Source organism: Cupriavidus sp. UYPR2.512 (genome assembly GCF_000379565.1).
Taxonomy (GTDB): domain Bacteria; phylum Pseudomonadota; class Gammaproteobacteria; order Burkholderiales; family Burkholderiaceae; genus Cupriavidus.
Genome location: NZ_KB903201.1, coordinates 1 through 16,134, shown reverse-complemented (window position 1 = coordinate 16,134; position 16,134 = coordinate 1). Strand labels below are relative to the sequence as shown.

Genomic DNA, 16,134 nt, shown 5'->3' with positions numbered 1-16,134 from the left:
ACCAACTGCTGCTTCCACGCTGTGATCTGGCTGGGGTGCACGTCGTACTGCTGGGCCAGCTCCGCCAGCGTCTTTTCGCCCTTGAGGGCCGCCAGGGCTACCTTCGCCTTCAACCCCGCCGAGTGGGTTCGCCTGCTTCGTTTCGTCATCTTCTGAGGTCCTTTCTGCCCGCCATTATGGCCGGCTCAGACCCCAGCTCTTCCATTTATCCGACTGTCCGAATTTCCGGCGCCACCTCTCAACTCCTCGACCCCGCGCAGTCCCCAGCGAGAGCCCGCAATATTCCCCGAGTTCATCCTAACGACGCTGGAGCCACTTCCGGGCTGATGGGTGGCATACTCAATGCCTGCATCCACCACGCCATATAAAGTCACTGATGACTGTGCGTATGCAGCTCCGACGGACACCATCGCTGCAAGAGCCACTACACCGGCTTTGGTAGCAGTTCGCAATCCTCTCACTCTTCTCCTCCTAGATATCATCTTATGTTTCGTGTGGACGGTCACCGTGGAGAGCGTGACGTCATCCATTTAAACGAGGCGTTGACCTATCTGCGCCGAGCATTTGCGTGCATCGCTTTCGCCGACGGAATCTGCGACAGCATGGATGGCACGCCTCCGTACCCCAGTTGAAAGTCGACGTGCGCGTTGCAGAACTGAGGTTTGCGTGCGGCTGTCTTTCCAATATGTCTGGGTTGCGCAACGGTAAGGGCTCGCTCGAAGTAAAGAAATGCCACCAACGGAAATGAGTTTTTTAGACTGCGGAACAATGGCTTTGGAGGCAATTACCGAGCAGCGTCACCAACTTTGAAAACATATTTGCGTCGCAAGCGGGCCAGGATCCTGTCGAGAGTCCGCCAGGTTCGCTGTGATTCACCGGACTAGATGTATGCTCACGCTCTTGCACGCTCCCTGATCTGCAAGTAACTCCGTCAGCGCGTTGCGAAGGCCATTCTCTCGATTCCCTTTGGAGCTCTCCGGCTGCAGAGAACCGCACAAAGTCCGGCCGCCCTTTCGCCTTTGAGCTAGGGGGCGGGATGGGAGCGCAAGCTCCGACTCAATAGAAGAAACGGGCCCGAGAAAGGACGGGAAAGCAGCTTCCCTTTTCGAGAACCGTCGGCCATGTTTCATTAAGGTTCGAAAAGAGCGAGATGGCCGCGCTCTCTTCCTTGACGCAAAACTCCAGTACCACATCAAAATGTGGTAGTGCCCCCCTAGTCGCACCAGCGATAGCGAAATACTGATTACACGAGGAGGCAGCGACGTCGCCTTCGCGGAGAAGCGACTTGTTCCATTCGCCGAGTATGGCCTTACCGCGCTCCCTCGTGACACCTACCGCATAAGACGCAAAGATCATGAGCTTCGTGGCGGTTCCATGACCTGGGTTGACCTCCACCACGTCCGCGAATAACGTCTGCCCCTCGCCCGCTTCCAAAAACATGTCCTCGTCCGGTCGCACAAAGTTGAGGTAGCGAGGATCCTGTTGAAAACCTGATTGAATGACGCTGGCATCGCATTGAAGCATTTGCGGTGCTCCATCGAAACGGAGGGCGTCGGTTGAATAGCCTGGCAGCGCTGCGAAATGATTTTGTGTGTAGCTGGCGTTGTAGTCCCGGAGCCCCGAAGCCATGAGCACTTCGACGTGTCGTGAGCACCAGTACGCTGAGAACTGTTCATGCGTTAGATCGCGCCTTCGTTTGAGCAAGACAAAGCGGACAATCTTGTTCATTTTTAGCTCTCTCGATGTTTGAGACATTCAAGACCAGCAGCGGTGAAACGAATGGAAATGAGCCGTAAATAGCGCATTTACTTCTCGATGAGAGGCTTACGGCAGACCCAGTTCCACTGTCCCTCGTCAAATCCCTGTACCAGCATCGCGCGCGATGTTCTTTCGGCAATTCTCCACCCAAGGCCGTCGACCCGCCTAAAGACATCGTGATACCGGAGGTGAGCAGTCGCAACGTTACCGTCCCAATCCTGGTGAATCGCCGTAACGTAGGTGACGCCGCGAGCGGCATCTCCAGCAATGCACAGTTGACTCTCCCCAAGCTGATGGCAGGTTCGCTTGAATCGGGAATGGCGTTCCTTCACACCCGCCACGATTGATGCGCGGCCCTTGATAGGCCCTCCCCTACCCGGCCCTTGGTCCATAACGCCGTCTTCGGTGAAGGCCTCGCCGAGTCCTTCAATATCGTAGTTGTCGAGGCATACGCAGTATGTCGTAAGCAGTTGCCGTAAGAGTTCTCGATCGTTCATATGCAATTCGCTCGCGGCCACTATCAGCTCCTCTTGCTTAGAGTTTCATTCAGAACAGTCCAACCTGACTCACGCAGCGGCATGATCGGCACGGCGTCGATTCAACATCGCCCAGAAGCACCAGCCGACTATGAGCATAGCTACCGATCCGACGAGGAAGACCGGGCGATATCCAAGATGATCAATCGACCATCCGCCGACCATGACACCAAAGGCCTGGCCAAGATACAAGCTGGCAGTGAACAGCGACACGGCTGTCCCGCGAACTCCCGGAGACATCTGTGTAGCATGGACCTGTAGCGTGTTGTGAAGTAGATAGGCGCCGAAGCCCAATAAGAATGCAACCGGAACACCTAAGCTGGGTGTTGGCAATCCCCCAATTCCGATCAACGCAAAGCCGACGAGTAGGGTGCCCGACAGCACCATCCCTTGCTCTCCGATCTTCGAAACAAGGGGCCGTGCGGCGCACGCATACGCCAGCCCGCCGACAGCATAGAGAGCGGCGCACATTGAAGCGCTGGCGGGCGAAATTTGAAAGCGCGCATGCAACCACGCTGGCACCAACGCCAGCGGTCCCAGCAAGAACACGCCTTCGAGGAAGGTCGCCAGCAGTACGATCCGCGGCCAACGAGATGTGAGGACGTGGAGCACCATACGCGCAGACTCGGCTATCGTTTCGCCACAGGATTGACTCACGTGGGGATACGCCACGATGTCGATTTCCCGATGTTCAGGTCGGCGCAGGACCACGGCTAGCCTGGCCGCTGTTCCCACGTAGGCAAGTGCCATTAGTACGAACGCTCCCCTCCATCCCACCATCGTGTCAACTAGGATGCCGCCAAGCAATTGGCCAAGGGCCATACCCGTAAGCGTTCCGATTAGCAATTTTGCCAAAGCTGCCTGGCGTTCAGCGTATGGCACTTCGTCGCCGATCCATGCCATACAAAGTGGGACAATGCCGGCACCAGCGCATCCCCAAATGAAGCGCCCAAATAGGAGAATGTCGATGGACGGAGCCATAGCGGACAACGCGGCGCCTGCCGAAGCGCCATACAAGGCGATCCGAACAAGACGTGGCCTCCCGACCCGATCGCCGAGCGGGCCAAAGATCAACTGCGTAAGGCTATAGGTGAGGGCGAATGCCGTAATTGTGAGCGCAGCGTAGCCCGCCGATACCTTGAATATGCTCACCAGGCTCGGCAATAGAGCATCGCAAATCCGGATTGCCGCACCGCTAAGCAGCGCGGCGAACATTCGCAGCAGATCAAGCTCTCTGAGCCGCATAGAAAACTGCTTCTGCACTGTACCAATTTTCGGTAGGGAGCAGGCCGACCCGACGCGGGTGTACCCTGCCACTGCACCAAGCAAAGCGGCCGGCTTAGCTCGTGTGCAGAGTCGAATTGCCTGCTGTCGCGGAAAGCCAGAAAATGACATGAATCCGCAGCCGAATCGTCACGCCGGCGTGAATACTGACGCCTTCAAGGCGCGCGACCCGCTAGCAAGTTTCCCTGAAAGTGAGGGGGCGTAGGCAGCCTGTCGCGCGTTGTATCGTCAAAGCTTCAGCAGCCGCTCGGCATTTCCGTGTGCGATTTTGGCGCGAACCTCGTCGCTCACCGGCGCATCGCGAAGGAAGCTGGTGGCGGTCGGAAGGTCCTCAAACGGATAATCCGTAGAAAAGAGAACGTGGTCTGCCCCCATAGCCGACAGTGCGCATTGCAGTGGAGCATTGTCGCACACGCCGCTCGTGGTGATATAGAGGTTATGCCGAATGTAGTCTGAAGGCTTTTCGCGTTTGAGCTTGATACCGTGATGAAAGTGCCAGGACCATCGGGAATCGAGTCGCCATAGCGTATAGGGCAGGCCTTCACCCATGTGCCCAACCATTAGCTTGGCCTCCGGAAAATCGTCGAAGACCCCGCCAAAAACGCATCGGAGTACGTGCGAAGCCGTATCATTTCCCCAGCTCCACATCGGGCCCACCAGTTCAGGATGACCGGACAGAACGTGAGGTAAGTCGACACCATTCGCAGGATGCAGATACAGTGGAACATCGAGGTCGACCATCCGTTCCCACAGTACGCGAAAGCTGGGGTCGTCCAAGTATTTGCCGTGCGTGTGCGCATTGACAACGCCCCCTTTCAGCCCCAACTCCACCACCGCACGCTCGAGCTCGTTGGCCGCTGCCATGGGATCTTGGGTAGGCAGCGCGGCGAATCCGGAAAATCGATCCGGATTCCTGCCGATCGCTTCCGCGAGAGTATCGTTCATGAACGTGGCACGCTTGATCGCAACGTTCGTGTCTTTTTCCGCCTGGATGCCTGGCGCATTCAAGGAAAGCACTTGCATATCGAGACCTGCGGCATCCATGGCAGGAATCCGCAGCTCGGTAAAGTCCAGCAGATGGCGAACGGCATCCTCCCACACCCGCGGCTCAGCTATTGTCGCGGTGTTTGCGCTATAGACGGCCATATCGGGATGGGTGAAATGCTCTTCCAACGCAATCGTACGCATTTTGAATCCTCAACAGTGAGCAAAGCTCGTGTGGGAGCTTTGTCGCTTAACTACAAAATTCAGGGGGTCAGATGAGACTCCGGATACTTCCACCGTCTACGCCCCAGACAGACGAGGTAACGAACGACGCCATGTCTGAGGAAAGAAATACGATCACGTTTGCCACTTCTTCGGGATTACCCAGACGCTTAAGCGGGAGTTGGCGCAGCGAAAGTTCATGCTCGACCGCTTCGCGCGGTTCCATGCCATGGAACTTGCCCATTGTCTCGGCGAACCCTCCTTCTTTCGTCCAGAACGGCGTCCAAACCGGCCCAGGTGCTACGGCATTGACACGAACCTTCGGTGCCTCAGCACGAGCAAGACCCTTGGTCAGAGCGAGCACAGCAGCCTTCGATGCTGAGTAGTCGATCGGCACTGGTTCTGGCTGGCGAGCTAAATCGGACGCGTTGTTGATGATGACGGGCTTATCTCTTGTACGAAGCCGAGGAAGTGCGTAGCGACAGGCTCTCACATAGCTCATGAAGTTGAGATTCATTGTGAAATCCCAATCTTCATCGGAAAGCTCTTCAAACGTACGGACCTTCCCAGAGCCGACATTGTTTACCAGCACGTCAAGCTGCCCACTAAATGGCTTAAGAACGGCATTAATGCCGTCTTTAACGCCGTCAGCCGTGGATAGGTCTGCCTTCGCAAAGCTAGCCTTCGCTCCAATTGTGCGAATCTCCGTTTGAAGCCTTTCCAACGCATCGACGTCGATATCAAGCAAGCACAACTGTGCGCCCTCTCTTGCGAACGCCAGGGCTGTCGCGCGACCGATCCCTTGAGCTGCCCCTGTCACCAGGACAGTTCGTCCCGCCAAACCTGTTTCCATTCCTGTCTCCTACTGTCCTACTGTGTCGTGCCTGGTGCATCAGTCCCGGCCGTAAGCCCGTATCCCGCTCACCATATTTTTTGCTCAAAGGCATACGCGTCTGCTTGCCTAACGGTTATCGACCCGCTTGATAAACGGACGAATGTCGATAGACTTCCAGATGCCCGCCCTATTAAAAGGGTCGTCTGTCACAAATGCTTTGATATCTTCAATCCGCTCCGCCTCGTACAAGAAGAAGCTGCCTATCATGGTCTGCCCATCTTCCAGCGTAAGCGGGCCGGAAATGAGCGCCTTGACTGGCGATGTCTGGAGGTATGCCTTGTGATCGTCGTAGCAAGCGAGGCGTCGCTCCACCATGCCGGGGTGGTCAAGGCAGTACACTGTGAAGTTCATGATGGAGTTTCCCCTCCGTTACACAAGCAGTCCGTTGTCCACGAATGCTCGCCCAGCGTGTGCGTTACCGCGGCGAGATGCCTTCGAACGCATTACGCAGGAGAGCGAGAATGGCGTCGCGCTCGACAGGTCGAGGATTCCAGTACGGGTTCGCACTTGCGATATCAGCCGCTTTCTCCAAATCTTCGGCCCTCATGCCGATGTCCCTTAGCGCTGTTGGTGCGCCGTTCGCCTTCGCAAGCTCGTACGCGCCGACCGCTGCGTCTTCGACGCCCAACGCACGCGCAATCCTATCCATCGCCTCCGGGGCAGACTCACGGTTATAAGCCAACGCGTGTGGCAGGACGATAGTGTGAGTTTGAGCATGCGGAAGATTAAAACTTCCTCCGAGGGTGTGGCACAGCTTGTGGTGCAATGCCATGCCGACGCTGCCCAACACCGTTCCACAAAGCCATGCTCCATAGAGCGCGCCGCTGCGCGCTTCCATGTCCAGGGGATCTTTCACGATGCCCGGAATGGCGCTCGCCAATGCTGCGATGCCCTCTTCCGCAAGAAGACTCGTCACTGGATTAGCGTCGCGCGAGTAAAGTGCCTCCGCTGCGTGAGCAATTGCGTTAATACCACTTGTGACCGATAGCCCAACCGGCAGGCTCACGCTCAGCTTTGGATCGTAGATAATCGTCCTGGGTAGAACTCGTAGATCCGTTCCTGTGCGCTTAAGGCCGGCTTCGGTGATGCCAAAGATTGGCGTCATTTCGCTGCCTGCATAGGTCGTCGGAACGGCGAGAATCGGCAAGCCGGATTCGAGTGCAATCGCCTTACCTAGGCCGACCGTCGAGCCACCGCCCACCGCAATTGCGCAATCGGCACGTAGCTCTTTTGCAAGTGCCCGGGCCTCCTTCGCGAGTTCTATGGGCACGTGCATCACGACGCGATTGAACACACCGGCAGCCCTACTTCCAAGTCTGGCTGCAACCATTTCGCCGGTTTCCCTTTGATCGGGGCTGCAGAGAATCAGCGCTCGCTCGGCGCCAAGGCTCAACACCTCCCGCTCGAGGTATTGCAGACTGTCAGGGCCAAACACCACCCGGCCGGCGCGAGCCTGATAGACGAAGTCAAACTTTTGCATGGGATTTTTGTTCGCTTTCTTCCAAACTGCGAGAGCCGTCTATCGCGTAGTCGACTTGGAAACGGGCGGTTCGCAAATCGCCGAGTTCGTTGCGAACTCTCAAGTGCTCGGGGTGAACGGCATACGCCTCGAGCGCCTCGCGAGATTCGAACTCTGTCATTAGCACAACATCGCACGCGTAATCGACGCGACTCGAGTCCAGCCCGATCTCCAGATGTCTCATACCAGGAATCAGGCCTCGGAGACTTTCGAAGCGATTCTTGACAAGACGGGACGCTGACTCGCGTTCCGCAAGTGTGTCACCGCGAACTCTCCACATAACAATATGCTTGATCATGGCTTACTCGCGATTGGATTGAGAACGAAGTCGTAGTCAAGAGTGAACCACGGCACGTCCAGGACTTTGCCATCTGGCGTAATCCCGGGCTCATGCGGCACCCAATCGACGATGAGCGACGAGCGCACGCCAAACACTACGTCGGAGTCAAGGTACTGATCGCCTTCTCGGAAGACATGGGTAATGAGGGTCTCGTATCCTGGAGCCTGAATCATGAAGTGCAGATGTGCAGGCCGCCATGGATGACGGCCAATTGCATTCAACATGCGGCCAACGGGACCATCATGTGGAATCGGATAGGCTTCGGCCAGGATGGAGCGAAAATTGAAGAACCCTTGGTCGTCCGTTTGCAACTTGCCTCGGGCGCGGAACTCAGTCTCTCCTGCAATCCGCGCAACGCTGGATTGAACATCGTAGAATCCGTCCTCATCGGACTGCCACACATCGAGCCACGCGTTTGCGATAGGTTCACCGTTCGTGCCACGCACTTGGCCTTTGAAATAGCAAGGCGCACCCGATGCGCCGTTCGCAATGTCATCACCGTTTTGATAGACGGGCGCACCATCCACGAAGAACGGACCAAAGACTGTGGCTTCCGTGCAATTCGCGGGCTTCTTATTGTTTTGCGTCGTGACCAACATTGACAGGCCTAGCGTGTCAGACAGGAGAATGAACTCTTGACGTTTGTCGTCGGTAATATGACCGACCTCAGTCAAAAATGAGATGGCCTTGGCCCACTCATCCTCCGTCAGTTGGACATCTCGCGCGAACGCATGAAGATGCTGAACCAAACTTGTCATCACCTGCTTCAAGCGCGGATTCTCACACTTGTCCAAGGACCCAATTACTGCCTGGGTTATTGTGTCTTCATTGATATTGCGCACGCTCAATCTCCATTTCCGCGCTTCAGCTTTCTGTTAACGTACGTTACCGTCCCGCTAACCGAATAAAAATGCCCGAAAGGGAAATCACATTTCCGCCTTATGCAAATATGTCAGGCATGGAAGCCCACAGTGCGACGTAACTCCTGTTCGCCGCCCGCCCTTTGGTACATGATGGATAGGTCAGATGATGCTGCGCTCACGCGGCTCAGCGTGCACGAGACACGACACTTGCGTGCCACGAAGAGGCTCCGTTCTTATGCCGGCACATGGCCAGGGACAGCGGCAACGACGTGATCAAGCAGTCCGGTTCGATGAGCACGAGGTCGATGCGGAAAGCGGGAGCGCGGACGCCGTTGCGGCGCAATTGTGGTTTCGGCTCGACATGCGCTGTAGCTCTTTGAGGGTTGCGACAACGCCGTCACGCCCCCAATCAAGGTCCCACTCGAGAATTTTTCCAGGCCGGCCGGCACCGGCGACTTCCGACGCTTCACGCGCTCGACAATGAGATCGGGCGTGCCCCGATTCTTCGGGTGCCGCCAGCTCAGGATATGGTTCCTGAGCTGAAAACTACGATACAAGCGACTCGGCGCTTGCGTAGAGCCGGTTAAGCATTTCCGCGAACAGCGCTACTTCCGCCTTGCTGAAGCACTGCAGGGCCACGTCCTCATAGTGCTTCGCCATTGGCACGATTTTGCGCGTGAGTTCGGCACCTTTCTCAGTCAGGGCGAGGCGAACCGCCCGCCCATCGTCGCCGCTCTTTTCGCGCGTCACCAGCCCCTGCTCAATGAGTCTGTCCACGATCCGAGACAGCGCGGACATGTCAACACATGCTGCGACGGTGAGCGTGGTGAGGCGCTGATGCGGTTCCTTGCCAAGTAAAGCGCACACCCTCCATTCACTGAGGCTCAAACCATAGGGCTTCAGAGCCTTGGCGAAGGTTGTCCCCATGCGGCTACCTGCTCGCGCCACAAGGTAGGGAATTGCTTGCTCAAGGTCGTGATCGACTGTGATATCCGGTGTCTGTTGCTGCCCCATGCCATCTCGCCTCGTCTACTTTGTTTCCATAGCAAGTATATACCAGCCGAAGCAAAGTGCCAGATAGTTGCATTTTTGGGATGATACCCCCCGAATGTTAGGGTTCACCCCCATACTTATACTTGATTTTTCAAATATATACTCGGCTCGCAGTAGATGATTTTTCAAGTAATTTGCGCAGCGCCAGTGCCCTCTGGTCGCGTCGCAACCTAAGCACGGATGCCATGAAAGACAAGATCGCACTGGAAGAACACTTCGCAATCGACCTGACGATTGCGGATTCGCAGGTCTATGCACGTCCAGAAGTATGGGAGGGACTGAAGGCCAACCTGTTGGACTTTGAGCAGCAACGTCTGGAAAAGATGGATGAATACGGCACAAGCTACTCCATCCTTTCCCTGAACTCCCCCGCCGTACAGGGTATTCCTGAGGTCCAGCGCGCCATCGAAGTGGCGAAGCGAGCTAACGATACGCTGGCCGAGCAAATCCAACGTCACCCGACTCGCTTCGGAGGATTCGCGGCCCTGCCTATGCAGGATCCTGAAGCCGCCGCCGCGGAACTTGAGCGTTGCGTGAAGCAGCTCGGTTTTCATGGCTTCCTGGTGAACGGCTTCTCTCAGGTGGGTGATGCCGAGTCGGTGGTCTATTACGACGACCCGCAGTTCAACGACTTCTGGGCTCAGGTGGCCAAACTCAACAAGCCGTTCTACATGCACCCGCGTGATCCGCTCATGTCTCGCGAGCCAATTTACGAAGGGCGGCATTGGCTGACCGGTCCGACCTGGGCCTTCGCGGCGGAAACCAGCATGCACGCGCTGCGTCTGCTTTCAAGTGGACTGTTCGATCGCCACCCCGAGATTCAGATGATCCTTGGGCACTTCGGCGAGGGCATCCCTTTCAATGTCTGGCGCATCGACCACATCCTTCGGAAGGGTCGTCGCGGAATGCCTTGCGAGCGGCAGATTGGAGACTATCTGCGAGAGAACGTCTTTATCACCACGAGCGGTAACTTCCGAACCCCTACCCTGCTGTCGACCATGCTCGAGGTGGGCAGCGACCGCATCATGTATTCCGTTGACTACCCGTTCGAGAAGCATGAGGACGCAGCGCGTTGGTTTGACCACTGCGAGATTAGCGAACTGGATCGACGGAAGATCGGCCGGGACAATGCGCGCCGTTTGTTCGGCCTCCAATGACCGACCGCTGCGCCCGGCACGCCGGGCCAACGCGCCACCCCGATTGGGTGGCGCACTACCTTTCGACCCTAACCCAATCCGAGCGAGGCCCGAGCGCGCGAGAAGCGCAAGGGATAGTCAAACACGTCAAGGAAGACGCAATCATGCACCACGTAGTCCACTGCCTGGATCATCCGAACGTCGGCGACCGGCGGCAGGCAAGCCAGAATGATCACAGGGCCCACCTCCAGGGCGCTCCCGGAAAGCTCTTAGTCGCTGGGCCACTCGTTCAAGGAGAGGACCAGGCCGTCATAGGGAGCTTCTTTCTCTATGAGGACGCAACGGCGGAACAAGTTGAGTCCTTCTTGAGGAATGACCCGCTCAACAAGGCGGGAGTTTGGAAGTCGGTTGAGGTTCGCGAGTTGGTGAAGCGAATCGACAACCGTTGAAATGCAAGGACCGCTCGGCAGCACAACGAGAGTATGCCGCGTGCCGCAATTCGGTCCTTTTGCAAGCTGTGCCCCTCGATGCGGACGTCTCGCGGAGGCCGGTCACACTTACTGAATCGCAGCAACGACGCCGTCGCGTCGTGACCTGACTTAGCAGCGGTGAATCAAATTGACTACAGATAGATGGTCGCAGCTCGAATTCTTCGTTCAAGTCGCCGAGGAGGGGAGCCTTTCCAAAGCGGCCGAGAAGCTCGACATGTCAAACGCCGCCGCGAGCCGAACGCTGCTCGCACTTGAACAGCGATTGGGCGCCCGCCTGGTCGAACGTACTACGCGGCGGCTTTGGCTAACCGAAGTCGGCCAAGCTTTCTACCACCGGTGTATAGGTATGCTCGGCGAAATGGCCGAGGCCGAGGCCGAGGTGCAGGACTCGACGCTGAAACCGACTGGAGTTCTCCATGTCACGAGCTCCGTCTCGTTCGCAATGATGCACATCGCTCCGGCACTTCCAGAACTGAAGCGCCGCTATCCCGACTTACGCGTCCAGATTACGGCCGCAAATCGCTATCTCGATTTCATCGAGGCCGGAATCGACGTGGCCATCAGGACCCGAGAGTACGAGAGTGATTCCAGCATTACCATTCGAAAGCTCGCGCACACTAGACGCGTTCTGGCAGCCTCGCCGGCATACCTGGAAAGACACGGCATGCCACAGCATCCCAGAGATCTTAGCGCCCACCAGCTCCTGGTCTATAACCTGGCGAAAGATGCGCATGTGCTGCACATGACCAAGGGAACTGAGCACGTCGATTTGGAGGTGAGCAGTACACTTGACTCCAATGAAGGTCAAGTAATCGTCGCGGCGGGGTTAGCCGGGCATGGCATCGTCATCCAGCCGCTCTACATCATTTACGATGAAATTGTTGCGGGGCGTTTGCGACCCGTGCTGACCGACTGGGTACTGCCGGCTCTGACCATTAACATCGCGTACCAAAGCCGGCGACATCTCCCCGCCAAGATCCGCGTTTTTACTGACTTTCTGGTCGAACGCTTCGAAACTCTGCAGCTAGAGCATAAGTGGAGCTACATCCAGCCTTGCTGAATATTTTCTTGCGGCGAGTTCGATATCGCGGACGAAGCTTGTCGATCAGGTACTAGAGGTTGTCGACGTATAGGGGGCTCGGGCCGTCCCCGACGGTATAACCATTTTTTTTTGCTCCAGCCGCCATCGAGGAAGCATGATGCCGGTGACGAAGGAGGACGGCGCCAGCGCCACTGGCCCTCATGCGCAGCGCAGCCTCACGGGCACAGTGGAATGGGCCGCTAAGATTAATGGCGATAACGCAATCCGATTCTGCAGAAGTCAACTCGAAGACGCTGCGGACCTCTCGAGCGCCTGCATAGTTGACAAGGATGTCGACCCGCTTAGTCAAACGGTCCACCTCTTGAAACAGGCAACGGATTCTGCAGACGAAACATCGAGCCGGACGCCGACACAATGCCAAGTCCTTGCGCCTCGAGCGCCTCGAGCGCCTCGCTAGCACCCTCGCAGCTTTCGAAGTCCATGTCGAGCGCGATGATCCGCGCCCCCGTTGGCCCACGCGCGCGATGCCAATCCTCAAACCTCCGCCCCCACCCAGTGATCAGCACCGTCTTTCCGCTCAACATCACTTTTCTTCCCTGTGTTGGACTACATCAACCGCTTCGCGCCACAGATGAAGCCGAAGTTCTTGAGTTCGAAATAAGGAGCCCGCGCACTCAAGGAATGGCGCGGGCGATGGACCTGTATCGAGCGACTATCCAGCCCGGCTGATGAAGCCACCGTCGACCATCAGTTCAACACCGGTGATATACGACGCATCATCCGAGGCAAGAAACACCGCCGCCTGCGCGATATCGAACGGCGTACCATACCGGCCAAGCGGGATGGTCGCTTCCCGCTTCTTGCGCAATGCGTCTGCATCCACGTTTCCGAAAACTGCACCGTAGCCGGCGTCCGTCGTAGCGCGCTGCATGGGCGTATCTACAACGCCAGGATGAATGACATTCGCCCTGATGCCTACGCCGGCATATTGCATGGCAATGGTCCTTGTGAAAGCAGGCACCGCACCCTTGGTCGTTGCGTAGGCGACAAACGGAAGTCCTGTGTAGCGCAGCCCTGCCATGGAGCCGATGTTCGTGATGACGCCTCGCTTCTGCTTCTCCATTACTGGAATGACATACTTAGATGTGAGAAACATCGTCTTCAGATTGACGGTGACAACGCGGTCCCAGTCTTCTTCTGAATGCTCCACCGGTCCACCCGAGGCCAGGATACCGATATTGTTGTGCAGAATGTCGATCGTACCGCCGAGCGCCTGGAGGCAGAACTCCACCATCTCGCTTGTCGATTTCGAGTCGGTGAGATCGGCTACAAAGATTTCACACGTCCCGCCTTCTTCGCGAATCTGCCGCTGCGTTTCTGATACCGATGCGAGATCGCGGTCGACGGCCAGTACTTTTGCGCCCTCTCTGGCGTAACTTAATGCCGCGGCTCGGCCATTACTCATGCCTTCGCCAATAGCGCCGGCGCCCGCGACGATCGCGACCCGGTCTTTCAGTTTGAGAGACATTTGATCAATACTCAAAAGGTTGTTGGGAGGAGCTCGCCCGCTCGCAAGGATTCAATTGACAGAGGCGGGGAGGTTACTTCAGGCGCGGACCGATGACCTCAAAGGTCAGCCCATGAGGATCTCTCAGATACGCGCAAAAGAAGCCGACGTTCGGGCCGGCGCTCACCGGCAGAGGGTCATTAACAGGTGCGAACTGGTACTCGGCCGCCCGTGCAACGGTGGCATCAATATCTTTGACATTGAAAGCCAGGTGGGAGGATCCCGTATCACAAGGGCGAATCACGTGAATCTGAAGATCATCTGGCTTGGAGTACTTGATGAGCTCGATTCGGTGTCCCGGCGCCTGAACGAACGCCGTCACATTCTCGACCCCCTTGACTCCAACGATCAATTGCATCGTCTTCGGGTCACGGGGGCTGAGGTCCAGCAGACGAAGGCCGAGGCCATCGCAAAGAAAACTGAGAACTCGGTCCAGGTCAGTAACGGTGAAACTGGTGTGATTCACGCTTTCGACCAGACACTCAGTCTGAATTTGAGCTTCCATGAGATGTATGAGTGGCGTCGAATGACTATCGGGTATCGTGCAATCGACTAGTTCAAACTAGGCATTAGCCGCGTTGTTGTCTCCGCGGTCCGCCGTGGTAGAAGCTACCAGTGCCATAACGTATGGCAGTTCAGGCTGCAGGGTCATCGCGGATCACCCTGCAGCGGACATAATCTGCCTGCGCTCAGCTCTTCGAGACCAGCAGGTTGGAATCCATTTGGCTTGCCAAGGCTCGGTCTTCAGAGATTTGGCGCTTGCGCAGGGCCGAGCGCAGCCACAGAGAGCCGACGCCAGCAAGAAAACTAGCCAATCCCATGAGCAGCATGCCCGACGCAAAGTTACCAGTCAGGTCCTTCAGCACACCGATGGCCGCCGGCGCGGCGTACCCAGTCAGATTGGAGCACGAGTTGACCGCCGCGATGCCGACCGCGAGCGTGGCACCGGAGAAAACCATTGGCGGCAGAGTCCAATAGGCGGGAATCGCACCGAAGATCCCCGCAAGGCAGAAGGTCAGCGCAACGACCATCACTATCGGTGAATTTAGGTTGAGATAGGCAATTACAAAGCCGCCGGCTGCTACCCACGCTGGGATGACAACGTGCCAAAAGCGCTCGCCTGTGCGATCGGAGTGTCGACCCCACAGAACCATGAACACGCAGGCCACAAAGTAAGGAATCGCGGCGATCACACCCGTCATCTGATCGCTGTGTCCCAGGCCTTTGATGATCTGCGCAATCCAGAATCCAACACCATAAAGGCCGAATACAACCCCCCCTTGAATCACAACGAGCTTGAGAACCCAGCGGTTTGCGATAACCCCCCAAATACTCGAATGATTAGTCGCGCAGTTTTGATCCTCGCGCGCCAAGGTCGCGGCAAGCCACTCTTTCTGCGAATCAGACAGCCACTTGGCGTGGGCCGGCGAATCGGGAAGCCACCAAAGGGTGACAAAGGCCAAGATCACCGCGGGGATAGCCTCAATGACGAACATCCACTGCCAGCCGTGGTATCCGAGGTGGCCATCCATCGCCGTCATGATCCACGTCGAGAGAGGCGCTCCCACTACCGATGATGCAGGCATCATCATCATAAACAGGGCGATCGTCTTGGCGCGGTACGATTTCGGCAGCCACTTAGAGAAGTAGAACATGACCGCAGGCGTAAATCCTGCCTCTGCGCAGCCGACTAAGAACCGCAAAATATAGAACTCTGTCGGGGTTCGGACCAGAGCTAGGCCTGCTGCGAGGAACCCCCACAAAATCATTATGCGGCACAGAGTGCGACGCACCCCGATGCGGCCCAGAAGCATATTGCTCGGGACTTCAAGAAGAAAATATCCGAGGAAGAAGGCACCGGCCCCAATACCAAAAGCGGTGTTCGAGAAACCAAGATCGACGTTCATGCGCAATGAAGCGAAGCCGACATTCACGCGATCGATGTATGCGACAAAGAAGAGTAGGCTTAGGTACGGAACCAGCAGCCAGCTCACCTTCTTCATGGTGGACTGTTCTACGGACATTATGTCTCCTTCACAATATCTAGGGATTCTTGGTCCCATCCTCCTTAGCGAGACGGGTACCGTGTGATTGAGGATAAGTTAGCGTCGAGTGAAGAAAAACGCGAACCGGCGGAAATTACCCTTCCGGCAAGCGGAAATATCTGTTCATTCGAATCCTCCGCCAAGCGCCCTGGATAGGCTTAACGGTTGCCACCGCTCGGGCAATCCACCCAAGATAAGCCGCCAAATAAAATCGCAATTGGCGCCGAGAACGCTTGACAGGTGACGAGGTTCGAGGGGCCGCCGCCCTGCTTGCGCTGGATGTTTAGCGCAAGCAGGGCGGCGGCCAATAGAGGATCGCTTCTCGATCTTCGCTTGGCTCTCATGCCCCTGTCCGATTTGTTCGCTGCACTTGCCCAATATCTGCACACCAAGGTCTTT

At 56.7% G+C, this 16,134-nt stretch carries 18 protein-coding genes and 2 pseudogenes; 3 read left to right on the top strand and 17 right to left on the bottom strand.

Translation table 11 applies throughout. The features are described from left to right. The 12 genes and pseudogenes from A3A5_RS40050 to A3A5_RS0135755 all read right to left on the bottom strand — a co-directional run. A partial coding sequence (locus A3A5_RS40050; RefSeq protein ID WP_035814463.1) for a transposase occupies window positions 1–149 on the bottom strand: 149 nt, incomplete at its 3' end. Window positions 150–230: 81 nt separating this feature from the next. Further along, window positions 231–482, bottom strand: a pseudogene (locus A3A5_RS42720) (porin); the annotation flags it as partial. A gap of 574 nt (window positions 483–1,056) precedes the next feature. Further along, entirely contained in the window at window positions 1,057–1,728 is a 672-nt protein-coding gene (locus A3A5_RS0135800; protein WP_157637400.1) for a hypothetical protein, read from the bottom strand. 77 nt (window positions 1,729–1,805) lie between these two features. Then, the gene (locus A3A5_RS0135795; protein ID WP_157637399.1) at window positions 1,806–2,276 is read right to left on the bottom strand and encodes a nuclear transport factor 2 family protein; all 471 of its coding nucleotides are present in this window, start codon (window positions 2,274–2,276) and stop codon (window positions 1,806–1,808) included. A 48-nt stretch (window positions 2,277–2,324) separates the two neighbouring features. After that, window positions 2,325–3,539 (bottom strand): MFS transporter, encoded by a 1,215-nt coding sequence (locus tag A3A5_RS0135790; RefSeq protein ID WP_018315234.1) that lies wholly within the window; start codon window positions 3,537–3,539, stop codon window positions 2,325–2,327. A gap of 267 nt (window positions 3,540–3,806) precedes the next feature. Then, window positions 3,807–4,766, bottom strand: a complete 960-nt coding sequence (locus tag A3A5_RS0135785; RefSeq protein WP_018315233.1) for an amidohydrolase family protein — start codon at window positions 4,764–4,766, stop codon at window positions 3,807–3,809. A 67-nt stretch (window positions 4,767–4,833) separates the two neighbouring features. Further along, the gene (locus A3A5_RS0135780; protein WP_018315232.1) at window positions 4,834–5,637 is read right to left on the bottom strand and encodes an SDR family NAD(P)-dependent oxidoreductase; all 804 of its coding nucleotides are present in this window, start codon (window positions 5,635–5,637) and stop codon (window positions 4,834–4,836) included. Window positions 5,638–5,745: 108 nt separating this feature from the next. Continuing rightward, window positions 5,746–6,030 (bottom strand): YciI family protein, encoded by a 285-nt coding sequence (locus A3A5_RS0135775; protein ID WP_018315231.1) that lies wholly within the window; start codon window positions 6,028–6,030, stop codon window positions 5,746–5,748. 64 nt (window positions 6,031–6,094) lie between these two features. Beyond that, window positions 6,095–7,159, bottom strand: coding sequence for a maleylacetate reductase (locus A3A5_RS0135770; RefSeq protein WP_018315230.1), 1,065 nt, complete (start codon window positions 7,157–7,159; stop codon window positions 6,095–6,097). Beyond that, entirely contained in the window at window positions 7,146–7,496 is a 351-nt protein-coding gene (locus A3A5_RS42715) for a Dabb family protein (RefSeq protein WP_081624076.1), read from the bottom strand. Before A3A5_RS42715 ends, A3A5_RS0135770 begins: the two co-directional genes overlap by 14 nt. Next, complete coding sequence (locus A3A5_RS0135760) at window positions 7,493–8,380, bottom strand: intradiol ring-cleavage dioxygenase (protein ID WP_026201456.1); 888 nt, start codon at window positions 8,378–8,380, stop codon at window positions 7,493–7,495. The genes A3A5_RS42715 and A3A5_RS0135760 overlap by 4 nt, the downstream gene beginning before the upstream one ends. Window positions 8,381–8,947: 567 nt before the next feature. Beyond that, window positions 8,948–9,415, bottom strand: a complete 468-nt coding sequence (locus tag A3A5_RS0135755) for a MarR family winged helix-turn-helix transcriptional regulator (RefSeq protein WP_018315227.1) — start codon at window positions 9,413–9,415, stop codon at window positions 8,948–8,950. Window positions 9,416–9,639: 224 nt separating this feature from the next. On the opposite strand from A3A5_RS0135755, the gene A3A5_RS0135750 reads away from it, so the two are divergent. From A3A5_RS0135750 to A3A5_RS0135740, 3 genes are all read left to right on the top strand, one after another. Further along, on the top strand, window positions 9,640–10,611 hold the full coding sequence (locus A3A5_RS0135750; protein ID WP_018315226.1) for an amidohydrolase family protein: 972 nt from the start codon (window positions 9,640–9,642) through the stop codon (window positions 10,609–10,611). Between the two features lie 143 nt (window positions 10,612–10,754). After that, window positions 10,755–11,039, top strand: a complete 285-nt coding sequence (locus A3A5_RS0135745) for a YciI family protein (protein ID WP_018315225.1) — start codon at window positions 10,755–10,757, stop codon at window positions 11,037–11,039. Window positions 11,040–11,208: 169 nt separating this feature from the next. Then, window positions 11,209–12,141 (top strand): LysR family transcriptional regulator, encoded by a 933-nt coding sequence (locus A3A5_RS0135740; protein WP_018315224.1) that lies wholly within the window; start codon window positions 11,209–11,211, stop codon window positions 12,139–12,141. 52 nt (window positions 12,142–12,193) lie between these two features. On the opposite strand, the gene A3A5_RS45920 is transcribed toward A3A5_RS0135740, so the two are convergent. The 5 genes and pseudogenes from A3A5_RS45920 to A3A5_RS45315 form a co-directional block, all read right to left on the bottom strand. Then, on the bottom strand, window positions 12,194–12,583 hold the full coding sequence (locus A3A5_RS45920; RefSeq protein ID WP_369797855.1) for an SDR family oxidoreductase: 390 nt from the start codon (window positions 12,581–12,583) through the stop codon (window positions 12,194–12,196). 252 nt (window positions 12,584–12,835) lie between these two features. Then, on the bottom strand, window positions 12,836–13,651 hold the full coding sequence (locus A3A5_RS0135730) for an SDR family NAD(P)-dependent oxidoreductase (protein ID WP_018315222.1): 816 nt from the start codon (window positions 13,649–13,651) through the stop codon (window positions 12,836–12,838). 73 nt (window positions 13,652–13,724) lie between these two features. Beyond that, window positions 13,725–14,195, bottom strand: coding sequence for a VOC family protein (locus A3A5_RS42705; protein ID WP_081624074.1), 471 nt, complete (start codon window positions 14,193–14,195; stop codon window positions 13,725–13,727). A gap of 184 nt (window positions 14,196–14,379) precedes the next feature. Continuing rightward, on the bottom strand, window positions 14,380–15,714 hold the full coding sequence (locus A3A5_RS40045; RefSeq protein ID WP_018315220.1) for an MFS transporter: 1,335 nt from the start codon (window positions 15,712–15,714) through the stop codon (window positions 14,380–14,382). Window positions 15,715–15,893: 179 nt separating this feature from the next. After that, window positions 15,894–16,134: pseudogene (locus A3A5_RS45315) on the bottom strand (hypothetical protein); the annotation flags it as partial.

Bases quoted from the DNA above. Each gene is read 5' to 3' on its own strand.
- A3A5_RS0135785 (WP_018315233.1), bottom strand. From the start codon at position 4,766: ATGCGTACGATTGCGTTGGAAGAGCATTTCACCCATCCCGATATGGCC.
- A3A5_RS42715 (WP_081624076.1), bottom strand. From the start codon at position 7,496: ATGATCAAGCATATTGTTATGTGGAGAGTTCGCGGTGACACACTTGCG.
- A3A5_RS0135750 (WP_018315226.1), top strand. From the start codon at position 9,640: ATGAAAGACAAGATCGCACTGGAAGAACACTTCGCAATCGACCTGACG.
- A3A5_RS0135770 (WP_018315230.1), bottom strand. From the start codon at position 7,159: ATGCAAAAGTTTGACTTCGTCTATCAGGCTCGCGCCGGCCGGGTGGTG.
- A3A5_RS0135800 (WP_157637400.1), bottom strand. From the start codon at position 1,728: ATGAACAAGATTGTCCGCTTTGTCTTGCTCAAACGAAGGCGCGATCTA.
- A3A5_RS0135790 (WP_018315234.1), bottom strand. From the start codon at position 3,539: ATGCGGCTCAGAGAGCTTGATCTGCTGCGAATGTTCGCCGCGCTGCTT.
- A3A5_RS0135755 (WP_018315227.1), bottom strand. From the start codon at position 9,415: ATGGGGCAGCAACAGACACCGGATATCACAGTCGATCACGACCTTGAG.
- A3A5_RS40045 (WP_018315220.1), bottom strand. From the start codon at position 15,714: ATGTCCGTAGAACAGTCCACCATGAAGAAGGTGAGCTGGCTGCTGGTT.
- A3A5_RS42705 (WP_081624074.1), bottom strand. From the start codon at position 14,195: ATGGAAGCTCAAATTCAGACTGAGTGTCTGGTCGAAAGCGTGAATCAC.
- A3A5_RS0135730 (WP_018315222.1), bottom strand. From the start codon at position 13,651: ATGTCTCTCAAACTGAAAGACCGGGTCGCGATCGTCGCGGGCGCCGGC.
- A3A5_RS0135745 (WP_018315225.1), top strand. From the start codon at position 10,755: ATGCACCACGTAGTCCACTGCCTGGATCATCCGAACGTCGGCGACCGG.
- A3A5_RS0135775 (WP_018315231.1), bottom strand. From the start codon at position 6,030: ATGAACTTCACAGTGTACTGCCTTGACCACCCCGGCATGGTGGAGCGA.
- A3A5_RS0135780 (WP_018315232.1), bottom strand. From the start codon at position 5,637: ATGGAAACAGGTTTGGCGGGACGAACTGTCCTGGTGACAGGGGCAGCT.